Origin of the sequence: Pseudomonas grimontii (assembly GCF_007858185.1) — a bacterium.
Taxonomy (GTDB): Bacteria; Pseudomonadota; Gammaproteobacteria; order Pseudomonadales; family Pseudomonadaceae; genus Aquipseudomonas; species Aquipseudomonas grimontii.
The window spans coordinates 322,640-346,009 of sequence record NZ_VFES01000002.1 but is presented as its reverse complement, the minus strand read 5'-3'; the positions used below and the strand labels follow the sequence as shown (position 1 = coordinate 346,009).

22 protein-coding genes are annotated in these 23,370 nt (G+C 61.4%); 4 read left to right on the top strand and 18 right to left on the bottom strand.

The genetic code is table 11. From position 1 onward, the window contains the following. Positions 1 to 32 precede the first annotated feature (32 nt). Positions 33 to 1,001, top strand: coding sequence for a metal ABC transporter ATPase (locus tag FIV39_RS05775; RefSeq protein WP_090400890.1), 969 nt, complete (start codon positions 33 to 35; stop codon positions 999 to 1,001). A 126-nt stretch (positions 1,002 to 1,127) separates the two neighbouring features. Here FIV39_RS05775 and FIV39_RS05770 read toward each other — a convergent pair whose 3' ends face one another. From FIV39_RS05770 to FIV39_RS05745, 6 genes are all read right to left on the bottom strand, one after another. Then, a complete protein-coding gene (locus FIV39_RS05770) occupies positions 1,128 to 2,063 on the bottom strand; it encodes an NAD-dependent epimerase/dehydratase family protein (protein WP_090400891.1) in 936 nt (311 codons plus the stop codon). Beyond that, a complete protein-coding gene (gene hldE, locus FIV39_RS05765) occupies positions 2,056 to 3,480 on the bottom strand; it encodes a bifunctional D-glycero-beta-D-manno-heptose-7-phosphate kinase/D-glycero-beta-D-manno-heptose 1-phosphate adenylyltransferase HldE (RefSeq protein WP_090400892.1) in 1,425 nt (474 codons plus the stop codon). Before hldE ends, FIV39_RS05770 begins: the two co-directional genes overlap by 8 nt. Positions 3,481 to 3,583: 103 nt before the next feature. Then, entirely contained in the window at positions 3,584 to 4,192 is a 609-nt protein-coding gene (gene cysC / locus FIV39_RS05760; RefSeq protein ID WP_090400893.1) for an adenylyl-sulfate kinase, read from the bottom strand. Continuing rightward, the gene (locus FIV39_RS05755) at positions 4,185 to 4,889 is read right to left on the bottom strand and encodes a sulfotransferase family 2 domain-containing protein (protein WP_090400894.1); all 705 of its coding nucleotides are present in this window, start codon (positions 4,887 to 4,889) and stop codon (positions 4,185 to 4,187) included. Before FIV39_RS05755 ends, cysC begins: the two co-directional genes overlap by 8 nt. Positions 4,890 to 5,042: 153 nt before the next feature. Beyond that, entirely contained in the window at positions 5,043 to 6,851 is a 1,809-nt protein-coding gene (gene msbA, locus FIV39_RS05750; RefSeq protein ID WP_090400895.1) for a lipid A export permease/ATP-binding protein MsbA, read from the bottom strand. Between the two features lie 9 nt (positions 6,852 to 6,860). Beyond that, positions 6,861 to 8,039, bottom strand: coding sequence for an O-antigen ligase family protein (locus FIV39_RS05745; RefSeq protein ID WP_090400896.1), 1,179 nt, complete (start codon positions 8,037 to 8,039; stop codon positions 6,861 to 6,863). Positions 8,040 to 8,187: 148 nt separating this feature from the next. Between FIV39_RS05745 and FIV39_RS05740 the strand changes: the two genes are divergently transcribed. After that, positions 8,188 to 8,754: a BUD32 family EKC/KEOPS complex subunit gene (locus FIV39_RS05740; RefSeq protein ID WP_186731505.1), complete on the top strand. Its 567-nt coding sequence runs from the start codon at positions 8,188 to 8,190 to the stop codon at positions 8,752 to 8,754. On the opposite strand, the gene FIV39_RS05735 is transcribed toward FIV39_RS05740, so the two are convergent. The 8 genes from FIV39_RS05735 to FIV39_RS05700 all read right to left on the bottom strand — a co-directional run bounded on the left by FIV39_RS05735 (position 8,743) and on the right by FIV39_RS05700 (position 17,294). Then, a complete protein-coding gene (locus FIV39_RS05735) occupies positions 8,743 to 9,840 on the bottom strand; it encodes a glycosyltransferase (RefSeq protein WP_090400898.1) in 1,098 nt (365 codons plus the stop codon). The genes FIV39_RS05740 and FIV39_RS05735 overlap by 12 nt on opposite strands. A 40-nt stretch (positions 9,841 to 9,880) precedes the next feature. Further along, positions 9,881 to 10,645: a hypothetical protein gene (locus tag FIV39_RS05730; RefSeq protein ID WP_090400899.1), complete on the bottom strand. Its 765-nt coding sequence runs from the start codon at positions 10,643 to 10,645 to the stop codon at positions 9,881 to 9,883. A gap of 51 nt (positions 10,646 to 10,696) precedes the next feature. Beyond that, positions 10,697 to 11,653, bottom strand: a complete 957-nt coding sequence (locus FIV39_RS05725; protein WP_090400900.1) for a glycosyltransferase family protein — start codon at positions 11,651 to 11,653, stop codon at positions 10,697 to 10,699. A gap of 11 nt (positions 11,654 to 11,664) precedes the next feature. After that, positions 11,665 to 13,062, bottom strand: a complete 1,398-nt coding sequence (locus tag FIV39_RS05720; protein ID WP_090400901.1) for a PIG-L deacetylase family protein — start codon at positions 13,060 to 13,062, stop codon at positions 11,665 to 11,667. Beyond that, a complete protein-coding gene (locus tag FIV39_RS05715) occupies positions 13,059 to 13,955 on the bottom strand; it encodes an antimicrobial resistance protein Mig-14 (protein ID WP_090400902.1) in 897 nt (298 codons plus the stop codon). Before FIV39_RS05715 ends, FIV39_RS05720 begins: the two co-directional genes overlap by 4 nt. Next, positions 13,955 to 15,085, bottom strand: coding sequence for a glycosyltransferase (locus FIV39_RS05710; protein WP_090400903.1), 1,131 nt, complete (start codon positions 15,083 to 15,085; stop codon positions 13,955 to 13,957). The genes FIV39_RS05715 and FIV39_RS05710 overlap by 1 nt, the downstream gene beginning before the upstream one ends. Further along, complete coding sequence (locus FIV39_RS05705) at positions 15,069 to 16,826, bottom strand: carbamoyltransferase family protein (RefSeq protein ID WP_146371487.1); 1,758 nt, start codon at positions 16,824 to 16,826, stop codon at positions 15,069 to 15,071. The genes FIV39_RS05710 and FIV39_RS05705 overlap by 17 nt, the downstream gene beginning before the upstream one ends. Positions 16,827 to 16,958: 132 nt before the next feature. Beyond that, on the bottom strand, positions 16,959 to 17,294 hold the full coding sequence (locus tag FIV39_RS05700; protein WP_090400904.1) for a YceK/YidQ family lipoprotein: 336 nt from the start codon (positions 17,292 to 17,294) through the stop codon (positions 16,959 to 16,961). A gap of 256 nt (positions 17,295 to 17,550) precedes the next feature. Between FIV39_RS05700 and FIV39_RS33270 the strand changes: the two genes are divergently transcribed. Both FIV39_RS33270 and FIV39_RS33265 read left to right on the top strand, forming a co-directional pair. Continuing rightward, positions 17,551 to 18,045: a hypothetical protein gene (locus tag FIV39_RS33270; RefSeq protein WP_261384505.1), complete on the top strand. Its 495-nt coding sequence runs from the start codon at positions 17,551 to 17,553 to the stop codon at positions 18,043 to 18,045. Positions 18,046 to 18,100: 55 nt separating this feature from the next. After that, entirely contained in the window at positions 18,101 to 18,937 is an 837-nt protein-coding gene (locus FIV39_RS33265) for a hypothetical protein (RefSeq protein WP_261384504.1), read from the top strand. Between the two features lie 6 nt (positions 18,938 to 18,943). Here the strand turns inward: FIV39_RS33265 and FIV39_RS05690 are convergent, their stop codons facing one another. Genes FIV39_RS05690 through FIV39_RS05675 form a run of 4 tightly spaced genes read right to left on the bottom strand, consistent with a single transcriptional unit; the run spans position 18,944 to position 23,319 of the window. Next, the gene (locus FIV39_RS05690) at positions 18,944 to 19,870 is read right to left on the bottom strand and encodes an ABC transporter permease (RefSeq protein ID WP_090400906.1); all 927 of its coding nucleotides are present in this window, start codon (positions 19,868 to 19,870) and stop codon (positions 18,944 to 18,946) included. Next, positions 19,867 to 20,817 carry an ABC transporter permease gene (locus FIV39_RS05685; protein WP_090400907.1) on the bottom strand — a complete coding sequence of 317 codons (951 nt, stop codon included), beginning with the start codon at positions 20,815 to 20,817 and terminating at the stop codon, positions 19,867 to 19,869. The genes FIV39_RS05690 and FIV39_RS05685 overlap by 4 nt, the downstream gene beginning before the upstream one ends. Further along, positions 20,810 to 22,333 carry a sugar ABC transporter ATP-binding protein gene (locus tag FIV39_RS05680; protein ID WP_090400908.1) on the bottom strand — a complete coding sequence of 508 codons (1,524 nt, stop codon included), beginning with the start codon at positions 22,331 to 22,333 and terminating at the stop codon, positions 20,810 to 20,812. The genes FIV39_RS05685 and FIV39_RS05680 overlap by 8 nt, the downstream gene beginning before the upstream one ends. Next, positions 22,333 to 23,319 carry a sugar ABC transporter substrate-binding protein gene (locus FIV39_RS05675; RefSeq protein WP_090400909.1) on the bottom strand — a complete coding sequence of 329 codons (987 nt, stop codon included), beginning with the start codon at positions 23,317 to 23,319 and terminating at the stop codon, positions 22,333 to 22,335. The genes FIV39_RS05680 and FIV39_RS05675 overlap by 1 nt, the downstream gene beginning before the upstream one ends. Between the last annotated feature and the right edge of the window lie 51 nt (positions 23,320 to 23,370).

The window sequence follows — 23,370 nt, the reverse complement described above, 5'->3', positions numbered from 1 at the left end:
CGCGGCCGACCCCGTCGCAAGAAGGAGCCGACATGCCGCGAACGCTCATAAGAAAAAACCCCAGCAACTTCAAAACACTGCCGCTGCACGTCGAAGCCACGCCAGAAGGCCTGAGTTACCAGAGCGTGGGCATGCCGCTCAATTTCGCCCAGACCCTGCAACGGCGCAAGCCGGTAGACGTGCCGGACGCCGAACGCTTCGCCCTGGAACTGGCCAACCTCGGCGTCTCGGTGCGCCTGACCCTGCACTGGCAAAACAAGGATTACTGGGTGTTGGTGCGCCAGCGTCGCCAAGACCGTGGCGATGTGGTGCTCAAGCTGATCTCCGGCTACGTCCCGGCAAACGAATTGAACCTGCCGCTGCACACCGCCATCCAGGAAATTGCCGAAGAATGCCTGCTGGAAACCCCTGAAGGCTGGCTCAGCGGGCGCTTCAACGACACGTGGCTGCCGGCCCCCTACTCCGCCGCGCTGCATTACCGCGAAGCCTTGCCGTTTCGCTTGAGCCCTTTGTCTGGCGCCGCGCGCCCGGTACGTTGCTCGACTACCCAACTGATCGAGCGCCCGCGGGCCTACGTGCATCTGCCGACCGCGTCGCTGCAACTGATTTATGACCTGCGTCTGGAAGTGCCGAAGGAGGCTAAATCCCTGAGCCTGTTTCACGTGGATGAGCGACTGGAAGGCGATCAGTTGGTCGCGCGCCTGGACCGCAAGCGTCCAGACCTGTACCTGATGCCGCTCAAGGACGGCCAGCCCCTTCCCGAGCTGTACACCGTAAAAAAAGACCAACTGTATCCGGCCAGTACACGGGGCCTGTACCTGGCGGAAAGCTTCGCCCGGCAGGAGGGCTGGCTGGTGCGGGATGAGCGCATTCGCTGGAAGGATTGGCTGAGGCAGCAAGGCCTGGCAGAGCCTGAGAAAGAGTCGAAACTCAAGCGCCTGACCGGCAAGGCCAAACAAATGCTACGCAAGATCGTGCCCAAGAAAAAAGCCAGCCGCTAAGGGCTGGCTTCGATGACTGTAGGAGCGAGCTTGCTCGCGAAAAACGCAAGGGCACCGCTTTAAATCAGGATACCCGCGTTATCGTTGACGAGCTTCGCGAGCAAGCTCGCTCCTACAGGTGAACAGTCAGCCTTTGAGCAACCGCGCCAGGCCAACCGCCAATGGGGTCGGCTCAGGCAACTTGAAGCTGGCCAGCAAACGCTGGTTATTCGCCCGCGAATGCCGAATGTCTCCCGAGCGTGCCGGCCCGTAAGTCACGGCGGGCAACGTACCAATTGCCTCTTCCAGTGCCTGCAGCACCTGCTTGAGGGTAGTAGTGCGGTTCCAGCCGACGTTGATCGCACCCAAAGGCGGCTCCGGGGCTTCGATGGCCTGCACCAGCACGTCCACCAGGTCTTCCACATACATGAAGTCGCGGGTCTGCTCGCCATCGCCGAATACGGCAATCGGCCTACCCTGTTGTGCACGCTCGCAGAAGATACTGATCACACCGGAATACGGCGATGACGGATCCTGGCGCGGGCCGAAGATATTGAAGAAGCGGAAAATCACCGGTTCCAGGCCATGTTGGCGACGGTAGAAGTCGAAGTAATGCTCGCCGGCCAACTTGTCGGACGCATAGGGCGTCAACGGCGCCTTGGTGGTCTCTTCGTCAATCGAAGCGCCCTCGCCGTTGTTGCCATACACCGCCGCACTGGAGGCGAATACCACACGCTTCACACCGGCCTTGCGCATGGCTTCGCAGACATTCAGGGTGCCGACGAAATTGCTCTGGTGCGTACTGACCGGGTCATCCACCGAAGCCTGCACGGAAGCCACCGCTGCCAGGTGCACCACCGCCGTCGCGCCGACAGCGGCACGCGCCACCAGACCCGCATCGGCGACATCGCCCTCGAGCAGCTCGACGCGCGGGTTGTCCAGCGGCAGGTTGCTGCGCTTGCCTGTGGACAGGTTATCCAGCACACGCACTGCGTAGCCCTTGGCAAGCAGTGCATCGACCAGGTGCGAGCCAATAAAGCCCGCGCCACCGGTGATCAGGACCAACGGATCAGCCTTACTCATTGTTGCGGATCTTCTCGACAATGGCGGTGGTCGAGCTGTTCTCAACCAGGCCCAGCACTTTGACCTTACCGCCGTAGGCGCTGACGATATCGGCACCGACCACCTGGTCGACGGAGTAGTCGCCGCCCTTGACCAGCACGTCCGGCTTGACCTGGGCCAGCAGGTTCTCCGGGGTCGCTTCAGGGAAGCTGATCACCCAGTCCACCGCGCCCAACCCCGCCAGTACCGCCATGCGCCGGTCGACACTGTTGATCGGACGGCCCGGGCCTTTCAGGCGGCTGACCGAAGCGTCATCGTTGACCGCGACGATCAGGCGATCACCTTGGGCGCGAGCCTGCTCCAGGTAGGTCACATGGCCGGCGTGCAGGATGTCGAAACAGCCATTGGTGAACACAATGCTTTCGTTGTGGGCACGGGCATCGTCAATCGCCAGCAGCAATTGCTCGATGCTCAGGACACCACGTTCCGAACCTTCGGAGCGCTGGATCGCGCGACGCAGTTCAGGCGCGCTGATCGCGGCCGTGCCCAGCTTGCCGACCACAATGCCCGCCGCCAGGTTGGCCAGGGCCACGGCGTGGGGCAGTTCTTCGCCGGCCGCAATGGAGGCAGCCAGGGTGGAAATCACGGTGTCACCGGCGCCGGTGACGTCGAACACTTCACGGGCACGCGCCGGCAGGTGCATCGCCGGGTGACCGGGACGCAGCAGGGTCATGCCGTGCTCGCCACGGGTCACCAGCAAGGCGCCCAGGTCAAGGTCGGCCATGAGTGCCGCGCCTTTGCTCACCAGTTCGTGCTCATCGGCGCAACCGCCGACGATGGCTTCGAACTCGCTGAGGTTCGGCGTGATCAGGCTGGCGCCTCGATAAATCGAGAAGTCCTTGCCCTTGGGATCGGCCAGTACCGGGATGTTTCGCGCCTTGGCGGCCTGGATCAGCTCCTGGTGGTTCTTCAGGGCGCCTTTGCCGTAGTCGGACAACACCAGCACCTTGATACCTTCAAGCAGCGCGTCGACCTGGCCACTGAGGGCCAGGGCGTCGGTGGCGAAAGGTTCTTCGAAATCGATACGCAGCAATTGCTGGTGACGGCTCATTACCCGCAGCTTGACGATGGTCGGCTGGTGGGCAATGCGCTGGAACTGCGCGCGTACGCCGGCACCGCGCAGGCTGTTGGCCAGGCTGTCGGCGGCTTCGTCGTCACCGGTCACCCCAACCAGGGAGGCCGGGGCGCCGAGTGCGGCAATATTGAGGGCAACGTTGGCAGCGCCACCTGGACGGTCTTCGATTTGCTCGACCTTGACTACCGGTACCGGCGCCTCAGGGGAAATCCGTGAGGTACCGCCATGCCAGTAACGGTCGAGCATGACATCGCCGACCACCAAGACAGGGGCTTGATCGAATCGCGGCATGGACAACTTCATGGAGCAACCCACATACAAAATGAACAGGGGCGCGATATTAGCACAGGGTGAGCGCCGCCTAGTTCGAGAGCTTTATCCGCGATGCATCAGGCACATAAACTGATCACTTTTTAAACAAAACCGCCAGGATCTGCTCCACGGCGGCAGCCAGCTCGACCTCATCGGTATTGATCTCGCAGTCGGCCGCAAGCGGCGCCTCATAGGGGCTGTCCAACCCGGTGAAAGCCTTGATGCGCCCATCCAGCGCCGCGCGGTACAAACCCTTGGGGTCACGCCGGGCACACACGTCAAAGGGTGTGCTGATATAAACCTCAAAGAATTGTCCCGGTCCGAACAGTGCCCTGGCGGTCGCCCGATCGACGCTGAATGGCGAGATCGCCGAAACAATCACAATCAATCCTGCGTCCACCATCAGCCGCGCCACTTCGCCGATACGCCGGATATTTTCTTTGCGCGCCGTATCGCTCATGCCCAGGTCATTGCACAGGCCCGTACGCAAATTATCGCCATCAAGCACGAAGGTGTGCCGCCCCTGCTCGTTGAGATGTACTTCCAAGGCATTGGCCAGGGTCGACTTGCCGGACCCGGACAGCCCCGTCAGCCATAGGCAGCACGGCTGCTGGTGCTTGAGCGCCGCCCGTGCCGCCGCCGACAACGATAGGCCAAAGGGACGGACGGCAGCGCAACCGCCGGCAAGCAACTGGCTACTCATAACCCAACACCTCGTAATCACGTTGATAGGCACGCCTGACCAGGCGCCGCGTACGCGAGTTGCAAAAGTCCCTGACCGGCTCGTTGCGACGCCCCAGTGAAACATTCAGATGTGGCAGGGATGAGTCCACGCCGAGGCGTTCACACAGGTGCTGGAAGTCTTGCTGCAAAGACTCCTGGCGCCCGAGGAAGTCCATGGCCATTTGGCCCATGTGATCGACCAGGAAGTCGGTCTGCGGAGCAAAGTGCAATTGGCGTCGCAGGTTGTCCGGGTGCAGCCAGCCGGCAATGAAATGGTCGAAGTCACGGAAGCTGGAAACCAGCGCCTGGGCTTGCAGGTCGCGAGCGCCCATAGGGTTGCCGCGCAAGTAGGTGTAGGCCGAGTAGGCGCGCTCCAGCGGGTCACGTACGAAGGCAAACTTGAAGCTGCGCTCGCAGTGTTGGGGAAATTGCTGCTCATACCAGTAATACGGCAAATGCCCCGGCCAGCGCCCCTCGAGAAGTGCCGAGCACACACTGCTGCCGGCGCATTTGGGCACATGGATAAACACGCATTGGTGTCGCTCGAAGGCCGGGTTAAGCGTTGCCACCCCAGACAGGGATTTGTTCACCGCCTGGCGATCCACCACCGACAAACGCCCCAGCAGAAACACCCTCTGGTGTTTGGGAAGCAGTTTCCACAACAGACGTTGCAACATTCCAATACCCACGCAAGAAGGTTAGCCCTCTCGTTCGTCATTCGAATCGAGAAGGCCAACATAACAAACGATAGGCGGTGGATTATTTGGCTTTGGTCAAGCCCTGTAACGGGCCTGATACAAACACCGGGGCGCATTGCGTGCCCCGGCTTGTCAGGTGATGTTCGCCGTCGCCGGCTCGTCCAGCCCCATGGCGTGCAGGCGCGAGTAATAACCGCCCTTGGCCAGCAGTTCGACATGCGTACCACGTTCGACAATTTCACCGTGGTCCATCACCAGAATCAGGTCGGCTTTCTCGATGGTGGACAAGCGGTGCGCAATCACCAGGGTGGTGCGGCCCTTCATGACCTTGTCCAGTGCAGCCTGGATGTGCCGCTCGGATTCGGTATCCAGCGCCGAAGTCGCCTCATCCAGAATCAGCAGCGGGGCATTTTTCAGCAGGGCCCGGGCAATCGCCAGACGCTGGCGTTGACCACCGGAAAGCAACACGCCGTTTTCACCGACTTCGGTGTCCAGGCCTTTTGGCAGTTCCGCAATGAAGTCCATGGCGTAGGCGTCGGCGGCGGCTTTCTCGATGTCGGCACGCGGCGCATCGGCCAGGTCACCGTAGGCGATGTTGTTGGCCACGGTGTCGTTGAACAAGGTCACATGCTGGGTCACCTGGGCCACATGCCGACGCAGGTTACGCAAGCGATAGTCCTCGATCTCGACCTCGTCCAGCAGGATTTCCCCGGTTTCGTGATGGTAGAAACGCGGGATCAGGCTGGCCAGGGTCGACTTGCCGCTGCCCGAACGCCCGACCAGGGCGATCATCTGCCCAGGCGCTGCGCTGAAGCTGATGTTCTTGAGCACCTCACGCTCCGCGCCGGGGTAGGTGAAGCTCAGGTTGCGCACGTCGAGGCGACCGCTGACGCGATCGCGCTCCACAGTGCCCAGGTCGACTTCAGGTTCTTCATCCAGTTGCTCGAAGATGCTCTCGGCACCGGCCACGCCTTTCTGGATCGTCGAGCTGACTTCCGACAGCTGGCGAATCGGCTTGGGCAGCAGGCCCGCCGCGGTAATGTAGGCCACCAGGTCACCCGCCGTGGCTTCACCGCGCAACAGCAGCACCAGGAACATCAACGCGGCCATGGCCGTGTAGATCACCAGTTGCAGCATCGGCGTATAGACCGCACCGGTCTTGTTCATGCGCAGCTGCTTGTCGGTGTTGCCCTGGCTGGCGGCGGCAAAGCGACGCTCCTCGTAGCCTTCGCCACCGAAGCTGCGCACCACGCGGTAGCCCTGGATGGTCTCGGAGGCGACGTGGGTCACGTCGCCCATTGCAACCTGGATCTTCTTGCTCTGCTTGCGGAATTTCTTGCTGGTGCTGCCGACCATGATTGCGATCAGCGGCAGGATTGCCAGCATTACCAAGGTCAGCTTCCAGTTCATCCACAGCAGGTAGCCGAACAGGAACACCACCGTCAGGCCTTCGCGAATCACGACCTTGATTGCGTCCGTGGCAGCACCGGTGACCATGGTCACGTTGAAGGTGATACGGGAAATCAGGTGCCCGGAGTTGTGGGTATCAAAATAGCGGTTAGGCAACACCAACAGCTTGTTGAACAGCTGGACCCGCAGGTCATGCACCAACCCCAGGGAAACCTTGGCCAGGTAGTAGTTGCCCAGGAAAGACCCCAGCCCCTGCCACGCGGCGATCAGGATGATCAGCAGCGGCACGGCCATCAGCAGCTTCAGGTCCTTGAACAACGGGATCTTGGGCAGGAACACCACATCGGGGTTGCTCAAGCCATCGACGAAATACTTGAGAATCCCGGCGAGCATTGGCTGGGTCGAAGCAAAGATCACGAAGCCCACGATACTCAGCAGGAACATGCCGAGGTACGGTTTCACATAGCCCAGCAGCCGGAAATAAATTTTCAGGCTGGATTCCTGGTCCGCTTTGGGCGGTGCGTCACTCATGTGTCGAGCTCACTGATTGGGTAGGACGCGAACTTTATCACACGCGTCGGGTTTGGCCCGAGCCCAGACCAAAACACTGGCCAGCGCAATCGGCAGCCAGGAGATAAACCACTCGGCCCGCGGCGTGCCGGTCAGGCTGGCGGCGTCGAACTGCATGGCCAGGAACGAAAACACCCACATGCCGATGATGCCCTTGCCGTAGAGGGTGTCGCGGGCCTTCCAGGCTTGCCACAGCACACCGAACCACAGGCCGCACCATAGCAGCAGGCCCGGCAGGCCCAATTCGATCGCCACGTGGGAGAACAGGTTGTGGGCGTGATCGAAATAGAGGTTGTCGGCAAAGACCTTGTAATCCCCGCCCAGGCCCAGGCCGGTCCACGGGCGCTCAGCAATCATCTGCATGGCTGCCATGAATATCTGTGGTCGGTAAGAAACACCCCGCGACAACATCAGCGATTGCATGGCAAAGAACACAGCCAGCGCAGCCACGACCGCCCCAATAGCGATGACGGCAGTACGGCGGTCACGGCACCAGGCCGGCATGGCTACAACCGTCAGCAGCAATGCCAATGCGGCGCCGCGGCTTTGACTCAGCACCACGAACAGCCCAAGCAATGCGATGGACACTGCCCATGCCACCTGCATCCAGCGACCACGCGGCAGCCAGTGCAACAACCAGACGGCCGCCAGGCCAATCACATAGGCGCCCAGGATCGGATGACTCAACTGGCCCAAGCCTTCGAGGCGCGCATACCAGGCGTTATGCTCAAAGCCATAGAATTTGATGATCGCCAGGAGCGAAGACAGGGCCAGGCCGAAACCGCCCCATTGCATCACACGGATCACCTGCTCGGTCCGGCCACAGGCGAGTACGGGGAAAAACAACAGGAACACGCCGATGTACAGCAGACGCTTGGCTTCGCGCGAAGGGTCCTGGGCATTGGTCCACGACAGGCTGATCGCCCCCCAAGCTGCCAGCAACCCAACCATCAGGCAAATCCAGCGCTGTTCGCGCCAGACTTCCATGAGACGCTCACGCGCCGACCAGGCAAACACCATGGCCGGCAACCACAGGAACAGTGTCAAACCCTGTTGATAAATCTTGTTGGTTGGCGCGAAGGCAATAGCCAACAAAAACCAAAGTAACCCGAAAATCATCCATACCTGCGCCCAACGACTTGCTTGCATCACCCGCTCCTGAATACGTTCAACCCGCCAACCCGGCATGGTTAAAACCCAAAACTTTCGGCATTATTACCGATCACTGTGCCCGCGACTCCCACAAGGCTTTCCGACAATGCAATGTTCAAGGCTTTCCCAAGCCGATTTAACCGCGATGATTGAAGGTGCCAAAATCCTGGAACAGGACAGCTATGGCCCCAAAGTCTACCTGCTGACCGACGGGAATATCCTCAAACTGTTTCGCCGCAAGCGCCTGCTTTCGTCCGCGCTGTTTCGCCCGTACTCCAAGCGCTTCATCGACAATGTGGCGCAGTTGCAACAGCGCGGCATCCCGACCATGACCGTGCTCGCGTTCTTTCAACTGACGGCGCCCGGCATGACCGCCGTACTCTACCGTCCTTTGCCGGGCGAAACGCTGCGCCAGATTTCCAACCGTGAAGGTTTTGACTGGCACACGAACCTCGGCCCGCTGGTAGCCCTTATTCGCCGCCTGCATGGCGCGGGTATCTACTTCCGTTCGTTGCACCTGGGCAATATTGTCGTGACACCGGACAATGAAATGGGCCTGATCGACGTGGCCGACATGCGCTTCCTGCGCGCGCCTTTGAACCCGGAACTGGCAAGGCGCAACCTGCAACACTTCGCGCGCTATATTGCGCGCGAGAAGCTGAACGAACGCTTTCCAATGCAGGCACTGGAGCAAGCGCTGCTAGCGGCATGAGAACAGCCGCCGGGTGGTTTCAGTGAAATCGTTCCAGGCTTGCTCCGGCGCCAACGCCCGCGACTGAGCCTCGACAACCTGTTCGCCGGAACTCACGAACGCGCGCGTCAGCAGCTGGCTCCAGGACGCGGCGCTGTCTGCGGGCGCGTACCAGCCGGCATCACCCAGCTGTTCGCGAAACACCGCCAGCTCGCTGGTCAGTACGGGCACGCCGGCCATCACCGCCTCTTGCAGGATCAACCCCAAGCCCTCTTCCGTCGACGGAATGGCGACCCAGTCAAACGCCCGATATAGAGTCGCCGCCTCCGGAAGATGCCCCGGCAGGGACACCTTCTCGCGCAAGCCAAGCGCCTCGATATGCGCCTCAAGTCTGGGCCGCGCAGGCCCCTCGCCGATGATCACCAGGCGTGCATGCGGCTGATCGGCCGTCGCACTGGCGAAGGCCTCCAGCAAACAGCCAAACCCCTTGCCGTCTACCAGTCGACCTACCGCACCCACTGCCGGCGAGCCGTCCAACGGCAGTCCCAGGCGCGATCGAGCCTGCTCACGGGAAAGCGCTGCGGCACGAAAAACAGCAGGGTCGAAGGCACTGCGCAACACCGCCACGGGCCGTTGCAGGTAACGCTCAAGGGAGCTGGCGAGGGTTTGCGACACGGCCGCCAGCGTCAGTTGCGACGCTGGGAGCTGCTCGAAGAGCTTCTGATCAGCTTTGCGCAAGCGCGTGACACCATGAAAAATCACCACGGCGCGCACCTGCGGCAGGTGTTTGAGCATCGGCAAAAGCACCCGCGCGACACCGATGCCATCAAGCAGCACAACCTGCACGTCCTCAGGCAGGGCCTTCTTGAAGCGCGCGCGCATCCAGGGCATCAGGCACTTCCACAGGTGCCGCCCCTTGAGCCTGGCAGATGAGAGGTTCCACTCGACGGCCCGTTCGACCAGGCCATCGCTACCGACCGCACTGCCCTGAAGCAACCAGGTGTGCACCGGTACGTCGCTGTCGACATGGGACAAGATTTGCTGATGAACCTTCTGCACCGAAGCAAATGCAGAGCCACCAGCCCACATGATGTTGAGAATACTCATCGAAAAAACCTTATTGCGGCGTTGGTGTGGCTCGTCGTATTTACGGGTGAATCAACCAGCCGATGCCGACCCCCAGGATCAGCATGAGTACCAGCTTGATCCGCTCTCGCCGCTTGCGCCGTGCCTTGGTCAAGCGCTCTTCCGCCGTCGCCACATGCAAACCGAAACCGGTGTGCAAGACCGCATCACCTTCCAGGGTAACGGCGGCCATGTTCAACTGCGCGTAACGCCTGGAAAGCCCCTTCTCGCCCTCGAACCCGGCATAGGGCGCACATAACCAGTACTCTTTGATACGCCGCAGGCCCGGGTTCAACGAGAACCCTTGCCACTCAGGCTTATCGGATAGCAAAGGATAACAAGGCACCCCGCCAATCACCTCGCGCGGCCCTAGATGGATATAGGGGCTGTGTATCTGCAAGTCATAAACGTAATTGCGCAACCAGACTTGGAGAATATCGGGACGCTGCTCCAGCACCGTCTTCGAATCCTCGACAAAACCGGGTCGATAAAACGCCCAGTCATCTTCGCAATGGAATATGTACGGGGTCTTGACCGACCCGTAGGCCAAATCGATGGATGCCAATTGCCCCAGCTTCGGGCGGTTGATCAAGAACGTGCAATGACTGAGCCAGTGCTCAGGAATCGCCAGGCGTACCGCGTCATCGCCAGCGTCTTCGGTAATGAAGACTTCGCGGATCTGCGCTGTATTGAACAGATCGAAGCTCGCGAGCGTGCGCTTCAACAAATCGAAGCGACCGCAACTGGTCACGACGAGCGTTATGTCGCTTTGAGCGGAAAATTGCATTCGAGCCTCGATAATATCATATAGCCACTATTCAGGGCCAGCCGGCATATATCAAACGCCCAGTTTCAAGCGCAACCTTTCCAGCAAACTCAACGGCGCTCGGGGCCGCAGCGGCGGCTTGAGTACCTCGACAATGCGCTGGCCGATGCGCGCAAAGCTGAACTGGCTGACGGCGAGGTCCTGCCCGTTTTGCGCAATTTCTGCCGCCAGCTGCGGATTTGATCGCAATAAGGCGAGCTTTTCCTGCAACTGGGGAATGTCTTTGTAGAACACCACATTGACCATGTCCTTGAAGCCAAGGGCTTCGTTCTCCGCAGCGCCTTGGTCAAACGCCAGCAGCACGCAACCACAGGCCATGGCCTCGAAGTTCTTGATCATGTACTCGCCCATGCCCACATCGGCACTGACGAAAAAACGAATCCGGTTGAGGGTAGCGCAGTATTCCTCACCCGACTTGGTACGCGTGACCACCAACGGCTCAACGCGGGCCAACTCATCGAGCAACGCCTTGCGACCACTGTAGGCCACGCTGTTGGTGCTGCCGACAAATGCCAGCTCAATGTCGCGCTCGAGCCCCTGGGTCCGTAACAGTGCCTGATCGTAGCCCTTGGGCACGAACACCGCATCAAAGCCTTCCGCACGCAGGCGCTCGGTCACCATATGGCCCGAGCTGATCACCCGCGCCCACGGCAAGCGGCGGTAATGCGCGCTGAACTTGCCGGTGTATTTGCATGGAATGTAATTCTGGTAGGCATCGTGCTCGAGGATCACCAGGTTCGGGATCGTGCGGATAAACCCGGCCTGGCGAATTTCCTGCTTGAACCGCAGGAAGAACACGATGCGGTCATAACGGGTCACGTCGACTTCGCGCTTGAAGTACCCGCGCAGGTTGCGCTGATCAGCGCTGCTCAGCCAGCGGGTATCACACTCGCAGTGCTCGGCGATGCCTTCGTACAGGCGATCCAGAATCGCGCGCTGTTCTTTCTGTACCAGAAACAAAACTTTCATGACCTTTCCTTTCACAAACGCCAGAACAACTCATGCCGTCGCACGGCCTTGCGGAAAAACTCGTTCTCACCATAAGGCGACCGCGCCCGACCCGCCAAGGCCCGCTGCAGCCAGCGCCGCACACGGCGCTTGAACGGCGGTGAAGGTTGCAAGTCATGCATCATGCCCAGCGCCATGGCTTTGTCGCGCTGCAGGGCCTGCGACAGCGGCAGGCTGCACGGCCACAGTTCCAACGAGTCATCGAACAGCGGCGGCAGGGCAATACCGGCGCCCGCGTCACCCATGGGCCAGCGGTCGTTGTCATGCAGGTGGTTGGCGTAACCGAGCACGGTGCTCGGCTGCCATTCCAAGCCTTGCAAGGCCTCGATCACCGCCTGCTGCGCGCAGATGTGGTCCGGATGGGGATCCAGGACCGGATGCGGCAAGACGATCACTTCAGGGCGCGCGGTCAGCAGTAACTGACGCAGATCGGCGAGCAGGTTCTGCCAGGTCGGCAGACCATCGGCATCCGCCGGCAGCGGGAAAGGGTTGAATTGGCGAAACAGGCGAATGTCCGACAGCTCAGCTTCGCGCGAAGCCACAGGCTGATCCGGTGTAGCGCGCATCGCCGGCAATTGCAGGCAGAAGTAACCCAGCTGTACGCAGTGCGCCTGTGGCACACCGGCCCAAAGCGGCACCGCAATGCTGTCCCAGGCGCGCAGGCGCCCTTTGATCCGCGAGGCCTCGACCGGATCCAAGCCCATGTGCTGATAGTGCTCGGCTTCGATTTCACCGGCGGTGAGGGTCACGATCCACGGCTTGTCGGCCTGACTGTAAAGGCCGAAGGCAGCTAATTCGGCATCGTCGGCATGAGGCGCGATGACCATGACCCGCTGTGTCGAATAGTCCGGCGTGCCCCAGGCCCACAGCCGAGGGGCGCCCTGCACGGCGCAAAAGCGCCCGCGCAAACGCAGCTCACCAGACATCAGGGCCGGGGCCCAGCCACTGAGGTTCAGATAACGGACACCGTTCACCCCACGCTCGAAGGCCTGCCGGTCCGTGTTGTCGCCAGCCGAAATCTCAACCACAGGGTCGAGAAAACGCCCCAGCCAACCGCTCTTGACCTGGATAGCCAACACCAGCGTCGCCTCGGCTTGCAGCGGCGAATCCACCCGCAGCCGGTTACCTTCGAAGCGGACTCGAGCCACCTCGGCATCCGCCGAAAAACGGTATTGGTAGTCTTCGTTGGGCGCATAAAACAGATGGTCGGCGAACCATGCCTCATGGGCGACCCAGGCCAGCACACCAAGCACCAGCGGCAACCACCAGGCCCCCCAGATACCAATCACCACCAGCAACAGCAGGCCAATCAGCAGGCCGACCCGTTTATTGCGCCGATGACGCTTGAGCAATTGCTGTTTGCGGCTCATACGGTCAGCACCGGCACAGGGTTGCACCAACGGTCCTTGTACTCGCGGTCGGCGCGCCCGAAGGAGAACCGCAGCGGCTTGCCGACTTCACGCGCCTGTTCCCAGGCGCTCTGGGTATTGAGGAAGCTCAGGACGCTGCCCGGACTGAACGCACGGGTTTCAGGGTCGACGCCGCCATTGACGTACTCCACGCTGATCCACTCCGGCGACTCGACCCGATACACCAACTGGATAGCGATGGGCGCGTCATTGAGGAAAATCACCGAGCCGATCAGCCATTCGCGCAACAGCTCGATCACCTCGGCCATACGTTCGGCGCCCGTGGCGACAAAGCCCCAGCGACGCAGGAACAGATCGCAGTAGATCGCGGCCAGTTCCTCGCTGGAAAACTCGCTCACCGGCCGCACCACACCTCCGGCCTCTTCGAGCAAACGCAGCTCGCGGCGCTGGTTGTAGCGGAACTTCTTCGACAGTTCTTCCGGGGTGCGGGCCATGGCCAATTGTTCGGCCTGGGGCTTGAGGCCGCTGAAACGGCCTTCATTCAGGGCCGACAAGTAACGTGCGCGGTGCCGCAAGGGCGCCTGGGCTTGAGGCGCGGCGGGCAGGATCAACTCGGCGTTACCCAGGTCGAACAGGCCTTTTTTGCCGCGCTGCTTGAGCACGTCCTTGGACAAGGCCAGGTCGCGCCCCCAGGTCGCAATGCACGCCTGAAGCTCGCCATCCGGTGCCCAGGCCAGGTAACGCACCGGGATGTCGGCCAGCCCGGCCAAACGTTCGATCACTTGTGGGTGGGTCGCGACACTGCCGCCAAAACGTTGCCAGGCATCGCTGTAGACCGGCGCGTCGACGACGGACCAGCCGCGCTCGCGCCAGCCTTGGAATCGATTGAGCATCAAGCCCCCGCGGTCAGTTCAATAACGTGCGGCAATTGCCAGAAGGTATCGCGTACCGCCTGATCCGAGAAACGCTCGCGCAGGCGCTCCAGCATCATCTCGGCGCACTGCCGTTGCTGGTGTTGATCCATCGCTGCCAGGTGCCGCAGCCCCTGGGCAAGGTGTTCGGCATCGCCGAAGGGAAACAGGATACCCACGCCCTCGACCACTTCCTTCGCGCCGCCACAGGCCGTAGCCAGCAACGGTACGCCGGCCGCCATGGCTTCCAGCAGCACCATGCCAAAGGGTTCGTGATCGGAGCTCAGGGCAAACACATCGAATGCCCGGAAGTACCGACGCGCATCCGGCACCTGGCCGAGGAACAGTACCTTGTCGGCAATGCCCAGCTCCCGCGCGAGTTCCTTGAGGTCTTGTTCCAGGCGCCCGCTGCCGAGGATGGCCAGGCGGCTCTCCACCGGCAAGTGCGCCAGCGCCAAGGCAAAGCCCTTGAGCAACGTGGCTTGGTCTTTGTCCGGGTGCAGGCGGCCGACATTGCCGACCACCCATTCGTCCGGCGACAGCCCCAACGCATCGCGTGCCTCCTGCACAGGCACCTGAGTGGCCTGCAAGGCGTCAACGTCGATGCGGTTGTACAACGTCTGGATGCGTGCCGCCGGCCAGGTCGGCAGGCAGTGGCGCATGTCATCACGCACAGCGTCGGAAACCCCCAACAGGCTCAAGCGCCTGCGAAAGATCCCGGCAAACAGCTTGCGGCTGCGGCGCTGGTAATCACCAAAGGCGTGGTGCACGCCAATCACCGGCAGCCGTGTGCCGAGCAAGGCGATGTAGATCGGCTTGAAACGGTGGGCGATACAAAATCTGAAGTTGCGCGACGCGGCGATCTTGCGCAGTTCACGGATGGCCCCCAGCTTCAGGCCACGAATGGCCTTGGAGCTGAATTCCATGAACAACACTTCATCGGATGCACAACCGGCGGCCACTTGCGGGTCGGCGACCCCGGTGAGAAACACCGTGGTCACCTTGTAGCCGGAGCCTGCGAACAAACTGGCGTACTGCCGCGCGCAGTCCAGGAACGGCCCGTCATAGCCATGGCAGAACTGCAGGACGTGGCGTTCAGCCGAGCGCGTCATAAGGGTCCACGCCGTCTTTGACGACCAGGATGTCTTCCATGATCAGGTGCTGCAGGTCGGAGCCGAAGAACATGTTCAGCGCGTCGGTCGGCGAGCAGATCATCGCTTCGCCACGACGGTTGAGCGAGGTGTTCAGGGACACGCCGTTGCCGGTCAGTACTTCCAGCTCTTTCATCATGTCGTAGTAGCGCGGGTTGTATTCGCGCTTGAGCACCTGGGCGCGGGAGGTGCCATCTTCATGGACCACTTCCGGCACGCGGGTCTTCCACTCTTCCGACACTTCAAAGGTGAAGGTCATGAACGGCGCCGGGTGATCGACCTTGATCATCTGCGGGGCCACGGTGTCGAGCATCGACGGGCAGAAAGGCCTCCAGCGCTCGCGGAACTTGATCTGATGGTTGATGCGGTCAGCCACGCCGGTCGCGCTTGGGCAACCGATGATCGAACGACCGCCCAGGGCGCGCGGGCCAAACTCCATGCGGCCCTGGAACCAGGCCACCGGGTTGCCGTCGACCATGATCTTGGCGATGCGCGCAGGCATGTTCTCGATCTTGCGCCAGTTCGGCTTGCTCTCGTGCTTGGCGCACGCGGCGATCACGTCTTCGTTGCTGTAGGACGGGCCGAGGTAGACGTGTTCCATCTTCTCTACCGGTACACCACGGGCGTGGGAAACGTAAGCGGCGGCACCGACAGCGGTGCCGGCATCGCCGGACGCCGGCTGCACGAACAGCTCTTTCACGTCGTCACGGGCAATGATCTTCTGGTTCAGCTTGACGTTCAGCGCACAGCCGCCGGCGAAGGCCAGCTTGCCGGTGTCCTTGAGGATGTCGCCCAGGTAATGGTCGATCATCTGCAAGGCCAGCTTTTCAAACAGCGCCTGCATGCTGGCGGCGTAGTGGATGTAAGGCTCGTCAGCGATGTCGCCTTCGCGCTTGGGACCCAGCCACTCGATCAGTTTCGGCGAGAAGTAGAAGCCCTTGCCCTTCTCTTTATAACGGCGCAGGCCGATGACGTTGGCGTAGTCGGTGTTGATCACCAGTTCGCCATTTTCAAACGAGGCCAGGCGCGAGAAGTCGTACTTGCTGGCGTCGCCGTACGGCGCCATGCCCATGACCTTGAACTCGCCGTCGAGCATCTCGAAACCGAGGAACTCGGTGATCGCGCCGTACAGGCCGCCGAGGGAGTCCGGATCGTAGAATTCCTTGATCTTGTGGATCTTGCCGTTCTCGCCGTAGCCGAAGAACGTGGTGGCGTACTCACCCTTGCCGTCGATCCCGAGGATCGCAGTCTTCTCCTGGAAGCCGGAGCAGTGGTAGGCGCTGGAAGCGTGGGCCAGGTGGTGCTCAACCGGTTCGATCTTGATTTTCTTCGGATCGAAGCCCAGTTGCTCCAGGCACCAGACGATCTTGTTGCGATAGCGCTTGTAGCGACGGTTGCCCATCAGGATCGCGTCGAGTGCGCGGTCCGGGGCGTACCAGTAACGCTTGGCGTAGTGCCAGCGCGCCTCGCCGAACAGGCTGATCGGGGCGAACGGGATCGCCACCACATCAACGTCGGAAGGCTTGATGCCGGCCTGTTCCAGGCAGAACTTCGCCGACTCGTAGGGCATGCGGTTCTTTGCATGTTTGTCGCGTACGAAGCGCTCTTCTTCGGCGGCCGCGATCAGCTTGCCGTCGATATACAAGGCTGCGGAAGGATCATGGCTAAGGGCGCCGGACAGGCCAAGAATCGTCAATGCCACAGGGGTCTAGCCTCTTTTAGTCTGCATGCAGGCGGGTTGCGCCTGAAAAAAGTGTGCTTCCCGCCTGGGCAGGAAACAGCTAAAGGGCGGGATTATAGCTTAAAAGTGATGGGAAGCTGTTAGCTGGACGGGTTAGCGAAGCTCAACACTGCCGTCAACACTTTGCAGGTAGACCGTGTAGGGCAAGATAAGCGTATCGAGCACACCGGAGACCGGCACATCCAGGACGGCCCAGGGAATCCCGTTCAACGAAAACCCACCTGCGGAATTCGGCGGCCCATGCAGGACACACAGGTCATAAGCCACGCCGCTGTAGACACGCGGGACAGTCTGGCAATAGGTTTTCTTCTCCTTAAGTTCCCTCACGGTGACGCCATCACCACGCAAAACCGTGGTCACCGTACCGCAACCGCCCATACTCAAAGACATTCCCACCAACACCAGCAGCCGCACGATAAGGTTGCGCATATTTATTCTTCTTTCTTCAGTTAATGCAGGGACCGAAAACCTAGCACCACGAAACCCGCGACTCAGGCATCCTGGGTCGATGATTAGCGTAGGAAGCTTCCTGTTCCGACCTGCTGCAAGGAACTCGGCAGAACAAGAGGCTATGCCGGCGCCGGCGCGGCGTACCAGTTCTAACCAGTACGCCGCCCTCAAGAAGCACAGGGTTCAGCCGAAAACCGTTGATCATCATGAAACCCTTTATCCGCAAGGAACCCCCATGAAACGCATCGTGGTTGTCATCGGCCTCGGCTTGCTCAGTGGTTGCAGCCTTCAAGCCATGAGGGGCGGGGCCAAGGCCGAGCCGGCGTTTGGCGAAGTGCTCAAGCAACCCCCACTGGCCGATTCGATCCTGCGCGATGGCGACAAACTCAGCTACCAGGTTCAGGTAACACCGCGCAAAGGCTCCAGCGTGCCGGACATCGCACAGGTCCGCGCATCGTGCGCCTCACCGGAAGCCAGCCTGCTGTTCCTGGAATCCCCAGGTACCTTGGCCGCCAACGGCCAGCCCACGCGCTTTACCGTGATGCGTGACCTGACGCCAGTCGTGATCGCCAATCTCAAGCAGAACACCGGATTTATCGACGCCTGCGCCCACACGCCACGCGCAGACTGGCGGGTTATCAGCGGCACAGGGACTCAACGGCAGTTGCTGATCGACCGCGCCAGCGTAAAGCGCACGGGTGATAGCGTGAAGTTCTGGGGGGGCCGTTGATGAGCCATTCATCCTCACCAACAAACTCAAGAAGGTGCACTACGCCCAAACACGCATGCTTTTGCAGACCGATTGCAGCCGCCAGACCTACCGCCCCCTGGCAACGTTCGGCCTGAATCAGAACAACGTGGTCACTTTCGGCAATATCGAAACCGCGCCTCAGGACGCGCCCTTCAGCTCGGCCGAAGCCAATACCCAGGCCCTGCTCAAGGCGGCCTGCGCACCATCGCTCGAACAGCTGCCGGTTGCGACCGCCCGCACCAAGGCCCGGGAAATACTGACCCCCACGCCACTATCGGCAGACGTGGTGAGCGCAATCAACGCACTGGGCATGCCCACTCCCGCCAAGTCCTTGCGCCATCTGGTGGAAAAGAGCGAAAGCTCGACCACCCTGCTGCACGACCTGTTTATCGAGCCGAGCGATGATAGCGGCCAGTTACACATCCGCAACGTCTCCGATTACTCAACCTCTGTCACCACATCCTTCCGAGGCCTTTTCAGCCTGACCTACCAGTCTCAATTTGAATGGCAGGGGCTGTCCCGCTCAGCCGCCAGCCACGTTCAACAACTGAGTTTCAGCGGCGACTGGAAACAGATGCCGGTCGGTGCAACGCTAGGGTTCAGCTTCAAAGACCTCAACCGCGATACCGCCGAAGACGACCGGGTACTCGGGCGCACCTATACCTGCTTGGTGGCGCGTGAACTCTCGGCCAGCAAAATCAACGCGGCCCTGAGCGGCAACGCCACGGAACTGAATTGCACGGTGATTGGCGAGAGGTACAACGCCACCAGCACCGAGATGTACTTGCAAGATTACGGGTACTTCTTCACCCGCCAGAGTGTGGTCAACGGTGACTATAAAACCCGCACCACCCTGGTAAAGGCTGAATAGCGCCGGCTAGTTGCGCTCCAACATTCGCCGGCTGGCAAAACTGAAGCTCAACACGATAAAGATCAGCACCCCAGTCGCCACCTGCTGCCAGTAGAAATTCCAGCCGATCAGCAACAGGCCGTTGGCGATCACGTTGATAAACAACACGCCCAGCAGCGTCCCCGGAATATTCGCCCGACCCTGCCGACTCAAGGTGGTGCCGATAAATACCGCGCCAATCGCATTGAGCAAAAACGCGTTACCCGACAGCGGCACATAGGCGCTGACTGTCGAGCTGAGCAACACGCCCGCCACCCCACAGGCCAGGGCGGTAGCCAGGGCCACGACGCTGACGATGCGCCGCACCGACAACCCCGAGTAATACGCCAGCAGCGGCTGCGTGCCCTGGGCCAGCAACTCGCGGCCCAGGCGCCCGCGCGCCAGGGCCAGGCCGTAGAACAGCGCCAGCCCCAATACGATCAGCAGCGGTGTCAGCCCCGTGACCTCAGGCTTCAAGCCTTGGCCGATATAGATAGGCTGGCCGCCGTCCGAAAGCAGTTGCTGGGCGCTGGTGCCGATAAACAAGGTGCCCAGGGTGGCCAGGAACGGGCTGATCCGCAGCCCGGCAATCAGACCGGCATTGACCAACCCCACCAGCAGCGCCGCCGCCAGCGCACCCGCGGCCGCCACCGCCCAGCCATGACCGCCGTTGAGCAGAATCACAAAGCTGAAACTGGCGAAGTCCAGCGCCGTGCCCACCGACAGGTCGATACCACCGGCCGCTACCGAATAGGTCATGCCGATGGCGACAATCGCCAGCAGCACGAAGTTGTTCAACACCAGGCTTTGCAGGTTGCCTGCACTGAGGAAACCCGGCGCTTGCAGCGCAAACACCACGACAATCAGCGTGAACACCAGTGGCAATGTCAGCGGTAATAATGCGCGTGCGTTCATGCCGTCGCCCCTCGACTCAATGCACTGGACGCCGCCACGACCAGCAAGATCAACACGCCCTGCACACCATTGACCCAGAAGCTGGAGAGGTTAAGCAGCTGAAAACCATTGATCAAAAAACCGATCAACAGCGCCGCCAGCAAAGTCCCCGGAATGCTCGCCACCAGCCTGCGGGAAAACACCACTCCGAGGAAGGCGATCGCTACCACCGACAGCAGCATATCGCCGGAGCCGGTGGTACTGCCGCTGAAGAACGCAGCCGAACACAACGCAGCTACGGCGGCGCACAGACCGGACAGCACATAGCTCGACAGCACGTAGACGGGCACGCCAATGCCAGCCGCTTCGGCCGCCTGGGGATATTCGCCCACCGCATGCAGGCGCAGCCCATAGGCCGAATGCTGGATCAGCATCGTCAGCCCCGCCGCCGTAAGCAGCAACACCCAGGCCAGGGCCGGTACGCCCAACCAGGCGCCACCACTGAGCAGGTCCAGTAACGGCGAGTCCGTGGAGACCACCGTATTTTCCGTCAGCACCAACTCCAGCCCGGCCAGCACGTTCATGCTCGCCAGGGTCGCCAGCAACGGCGGCAAACGCAGCACCACCACGGCCAGCCCATTGAGCAAGCCAACCGCCAGGCCGCAGCCCAGGGTCAGCAGCACCGTCAACCAGAGATCCAGGCCAGCATTATTGAGACGGCTGAACACCGCCGCGCACAACCCCAGGTTGGCCGCCAGCGACAAATCCAGTCCTCCGGCCACTACGTTCGAGCCGCCGCCGATAATCACGCAGGTGAGCCCGAAGGCCAGCACGCCGAGAATCGCCGACTGGCTGAACACATTGGCCAGATTGCCCACTGACAAAAAGTTCGGCGCAGCCACGGCAAACCCCAGCAGGATCGCCACAAACACCCCCACCGAACCTCGGCGCAGTATTACTTCAAGCATGCTCGACCTCCCGCGCCTGCGCAGCGGCGGCCGGCACCGCGCCGGTGGCACACGCCAGCAACCGGTCGCTGTCGGCCTCGCCCGCCCGGAACTCACCGGCAATCTCACCGCGATGCAGCACCAGGATTCGGTCACTGATCCCCAACAACTCCGGCAAATCCGAAGACAACACCAGCACCGCCGCGCCCTCTTCCACCAAGCGCCCGATCAAGCGGTAGATCTCCACCTTGGCCCCCACATCCACCCCCACACAGGGCTCGTCCAGCAGGTACACCGCCGAGCGGCGGCTCAGCCATTTTCCCAGGGCGACCTTCTGCTGGTTGCCGCCACTGAGCTGGCTGACGGCCGCTTGGGGCCCAGGCGTCTTGATCGCCAGTTCATCGATCAAGCGCAGGCTTTCCACCTGCTCCTTGCGGCGGCTTAACAAGCCCCAGCGGCTGAACCTCCCGAGCCCGGCCAGCGTGAGGTTTTCCAGCACCGAAAGCACTGGCGAAATCCCCTGGCTGCGCCGCTCTTCCGGCACCAGCGCAATGCCCTCGGCAATCGCCTGGCCCGGCGAACGCAGGCGCAGTAAACGCCCGTCCAGATGCACACTGCCGCTGTCGGCACGCTCGACACCGAAGAGTGTCTTGAACAATTCCTTGGCTCCCGAGCCGACCAGCCCGGTCAGGCCGACGATTTCTCCGCGCCGCACGTCCAGGTCGATCTGCCGATAGCGCCGCGCCAGGCTCAACCCGCGCACCTGCAACAACGGCGCCCCCAGTGCAACCTTGGCCTTGGGGTACATCTCCTGCACTTCGCGGTTAACCATCAGCCGCGCAATCTCGGCACTGGACGTATGCCGTGGCTGCACCACCGCCACGTCCCGGCCATTGCGCAGCACCGTGACTTCATCGCAGAGGCTGTCGACTTCCTGCAGATAATGGGAGATGTACAGGATGGATAACCCCTGGTCGCGCAGGCGTTTGACGATGCGCAGCAACTGGTCGACTTCGCGCTTGACCAGCGCCACGCTGGGCTCGTCGAACACCAGGATCTTGGGCTGACGAATCAGCGCCCGAGTGATTTGCAGCACCTGGCGTTCGGCACTGCTGAGTTCACTCACCAACGCGCCGGCGGGCAATTGCAGATCAAAATATTCCGCCAGCAAGCGCGTGGCTTCACGTTGCTGCCGGCGTCGATCCACAAAGGGCCCGCGCCGCAATTCGTGCCCGAAAAACAGCGCCTCGCCCACGGTAAAACTGGCGGGCAACAGGCGCTCCTGATGGATAAACTGCACACCCAGCGCATCCACCTGGCGCGGTGACAACGCGGCGTAGGACTGACCGTCGATACTCACCTGCCCCGCGTCCGCCTTGTGGATGCCGGCCAGGATCTTGATCAAGGTCGACTTGCCCGCACCGTTCTCCCCGACCAGGCCGTGGATGCTGCCGCGCTCGACCTTAAGGCTCGCGCCATCCAGCGCCAGGGTGGCGCCAAAGCGTTTATGCAGGTGTTGCAGGTGCAATGCCGCCATCAGTCACCCCGCAGTTGCTGAACCTGCGCCAGGTTGCCGGCAGTGGTCAGCAGCGTGGCCACATGGGTTTCCTTGGGCAGGTCACGTTGCCCGGCCAGGTAGCGCGCCACGTTCTGCACGGCGGTCTTGCCGATCAACGCCGGTTGCTGAGCCACCACCGCCCCCACCGGCGAATTCGCCTGGCCGAGCAGCGCCAGCACTTCCGGCGTGCCATCGACGCCGTAAGTCTTGATCTCGGTGCGCTTGGCATCGATCAGCGCCTTGCTCGCGCCCAACTGCGGAATATCCCATGCCGACCAGATCGCCGAGACGCTGCCCGCCGGGTATTTGTTGAGCAGCGCCGACACTTGGGAATAAGCGTCCTGCACAGTATTTGGGATCACATCGCGCAGCTCTGGCTGGATGATTTCCAGCTGGGGATGGTCCTTGAGCGCCAGCTTCAACTGGTCATAACGGATCGCACACACCGGCACGCCGTAGAAACCGTTGAACACCAGGATCTTGCCTTTGCCGCCGGCGTCCTTGATCAATTGATCGGCCAACGCCTTGCCGGTGGCGACGTTGTCGGAGGTGGTGTTGTTGAGGCTGTATTGCGACGGCGCATCGATGGTGAACAGCGGGATGCCGGCCTTGCTGATGCGCTTGAGCCAGGGGTCGATCACGCTGAGGGTGCCGAGGGTCTGGATCACGGCGTCGGGTTTCTGGGTGACCACGGTTTGCAGCTGGGTCACCAGGTTCTTGTCGTTACGCCCGGCATCGAGGGTGATCGGCGTGCCGCCCAGGCGCTTGATCTCATCGACCTGGGCCTGGAACGCCTTGATATCGAAATAGTGACTGGTGCCGGTCATGCTCACCGCAATGCGCTTGCCGGCCAGGGACGGCACGGCATCATCGCCCTCGGCGGCCAGGGCATTGACGGCATGACCCAACAACAGAGCGGCGCCAAGGCAGATCAAACGGGAAAACGAGGAAAAGCTGGAAGGCATACAGGGCTCCGCTGCGACCGGTGAAAGGGTTCACCAGAAGGTATTGCAGAG

Bases quoted from the DNA above. Each gene is read 5' to 3' on its own strand.
- hldE (WP_090400892.1), bottom strand. From the start codon at position 3,480: ATGAAGTTGTCCATGCCGCGATTCGATCAAGCCCCTGTCTTGGTGGTC.
- FIV39_RS33270 (WP_261384505.1), top strand. From the start codon at position 17,551: ATGAAACGCATCGTGGTTGTCATCGGCCTCGGCTTGCTCAGTGGTTGC.
- cysC (WP_090400893.1), bottom strand. From the start codon at position 4,192: ATGAGTAGCCAGTTGCTTGCCGGCGGTTGCGCTGCCGTCCGTCCCTTT.
- FIV39_RS05685 (WP_090400907.1), bottom strand. From the start codon at position 20,817: ATGCTTGAAGTAATACTGCGCCGAGGTTCGGTGGGGGTGTTTGTGGCG.
- FIV39_RS05700 (WP_090400904.1), bottom strand. From the start codon at position 17,294: ATGCGCAACCTTATCGTGCGGCTGCTGGTGTTGGTGGGAATGTCTTTG.
- FIV39_RS05775 (WP_090400890.1), top strand. From the start codon at position 33: ATGCCGCGAACGCTCATAAGAAAAAACCCCAGCAACTTCAAAACACTG.
- FIV39_RS05770 (WP_090400891.1), bottom strand. From the start codon at position 2,063: ATGAGTAAGGCTGATCCGTTGGTCCTGATCACCGGTGGCGCGGGCTTT.
- FIV39_RS33265 (WP_261384504.1), top strand. From the start codon at position 18,101: ATGCTTTTGCAGACCGATTGCAGCCGCCAGACCTACCGCCCCCTGGCA.
- FIV39_RS05720 (WP_090400901.1), bottom strand. From the start codon at position 13,062: ATGAGCCGCAAACAGCAATTGCTCAAGCGTCATCGGCGCAATAAACGG.
- FIV39_RS05690 (WP_090400906.1), bottom strand. From the start codon at position 19,870: ATGAACGCACGCGCATTATTACCGCTGACATTGCCACTGGTGTTCACG.
- FIV39_RS05755 (WP_090400894.1), bottom strand. From the start codon at position 4,889: ATGTTGCAACGTCTGTTGTGGAAACTGCTTCCCAAACACCAGAGGGTG.
- FIV39_RS05710 (WP_090400903.1), bottom strand. From the start codon at position 15,085: ATGACGCGCTCGGCTGAACGCCACGTCCTGCAGTTCTGCCATGGCTAT.
- FIV39_RS05675 (WP_090400909.1), bottom strand. From the start codon at position 23,319: ATGCCTTCCAGCTTTTCCTCGTTTTCCCGTTTGATCTGCCTTGGCGCC.
- FIV39_RS05745 (WP_090400896.1), bottom strand. From the start codon at position 8,039: ATGCAAGCAAGTCGTTGGGCGCAGGTATGGATGATTTTCGGGTTACTT.
- FIV39_RS05715 (WP_090400902.1), bottom strand. From the start codon at position 13,955: ATGCTCAATCGATTCCAAGGCTGGCGCGAGCGCGGCTGGTCCGTCGTC.
- FIV39_RS05740 (WP_186731505.1), top strand. From the start codon at position 8,188: ATGATTGAAGGTGCCAAAATCCTGGAACAGGACAGCTATGGCCCCAAA.
- FIV39_RS05680 (WP_090400908.1), bottom strand. From the start codon at position 22,333: ATGGCGGCATTGCACCTGCAACACCTGCATAAACGCTTTGGCGCCACC.
- FIV39_RS05735 (WP_090400898.1), bottom strand. From the start codon at position 9,840: ATGAGTATTCTCAACATCATGTGGGCTGGTGGCTCTGCATTTGCTTCG.
- FIV39_RS05725 (WP_090400900.1), bottom strand. From the start codon at position 11,653: ATGAAAGTTTTGTTTCTGGTACAGAAAGAACAGCGCGCGATTCTGGAT.
- FIV39_RS05730 (WP_090400899.1), bottom strand. From the start codon at position 10,645: ATGCAATTTTCCGCTCAAAGCGACATAACGCTCGTCGTGACCAGTTGC.
- msbA (WP_090400895.1), bottom strand. From the start codon at position 6,851: ATGAGTGACGCACCGCCCAAAGCGGACCAGGAATCCAGCCTGAAAATT.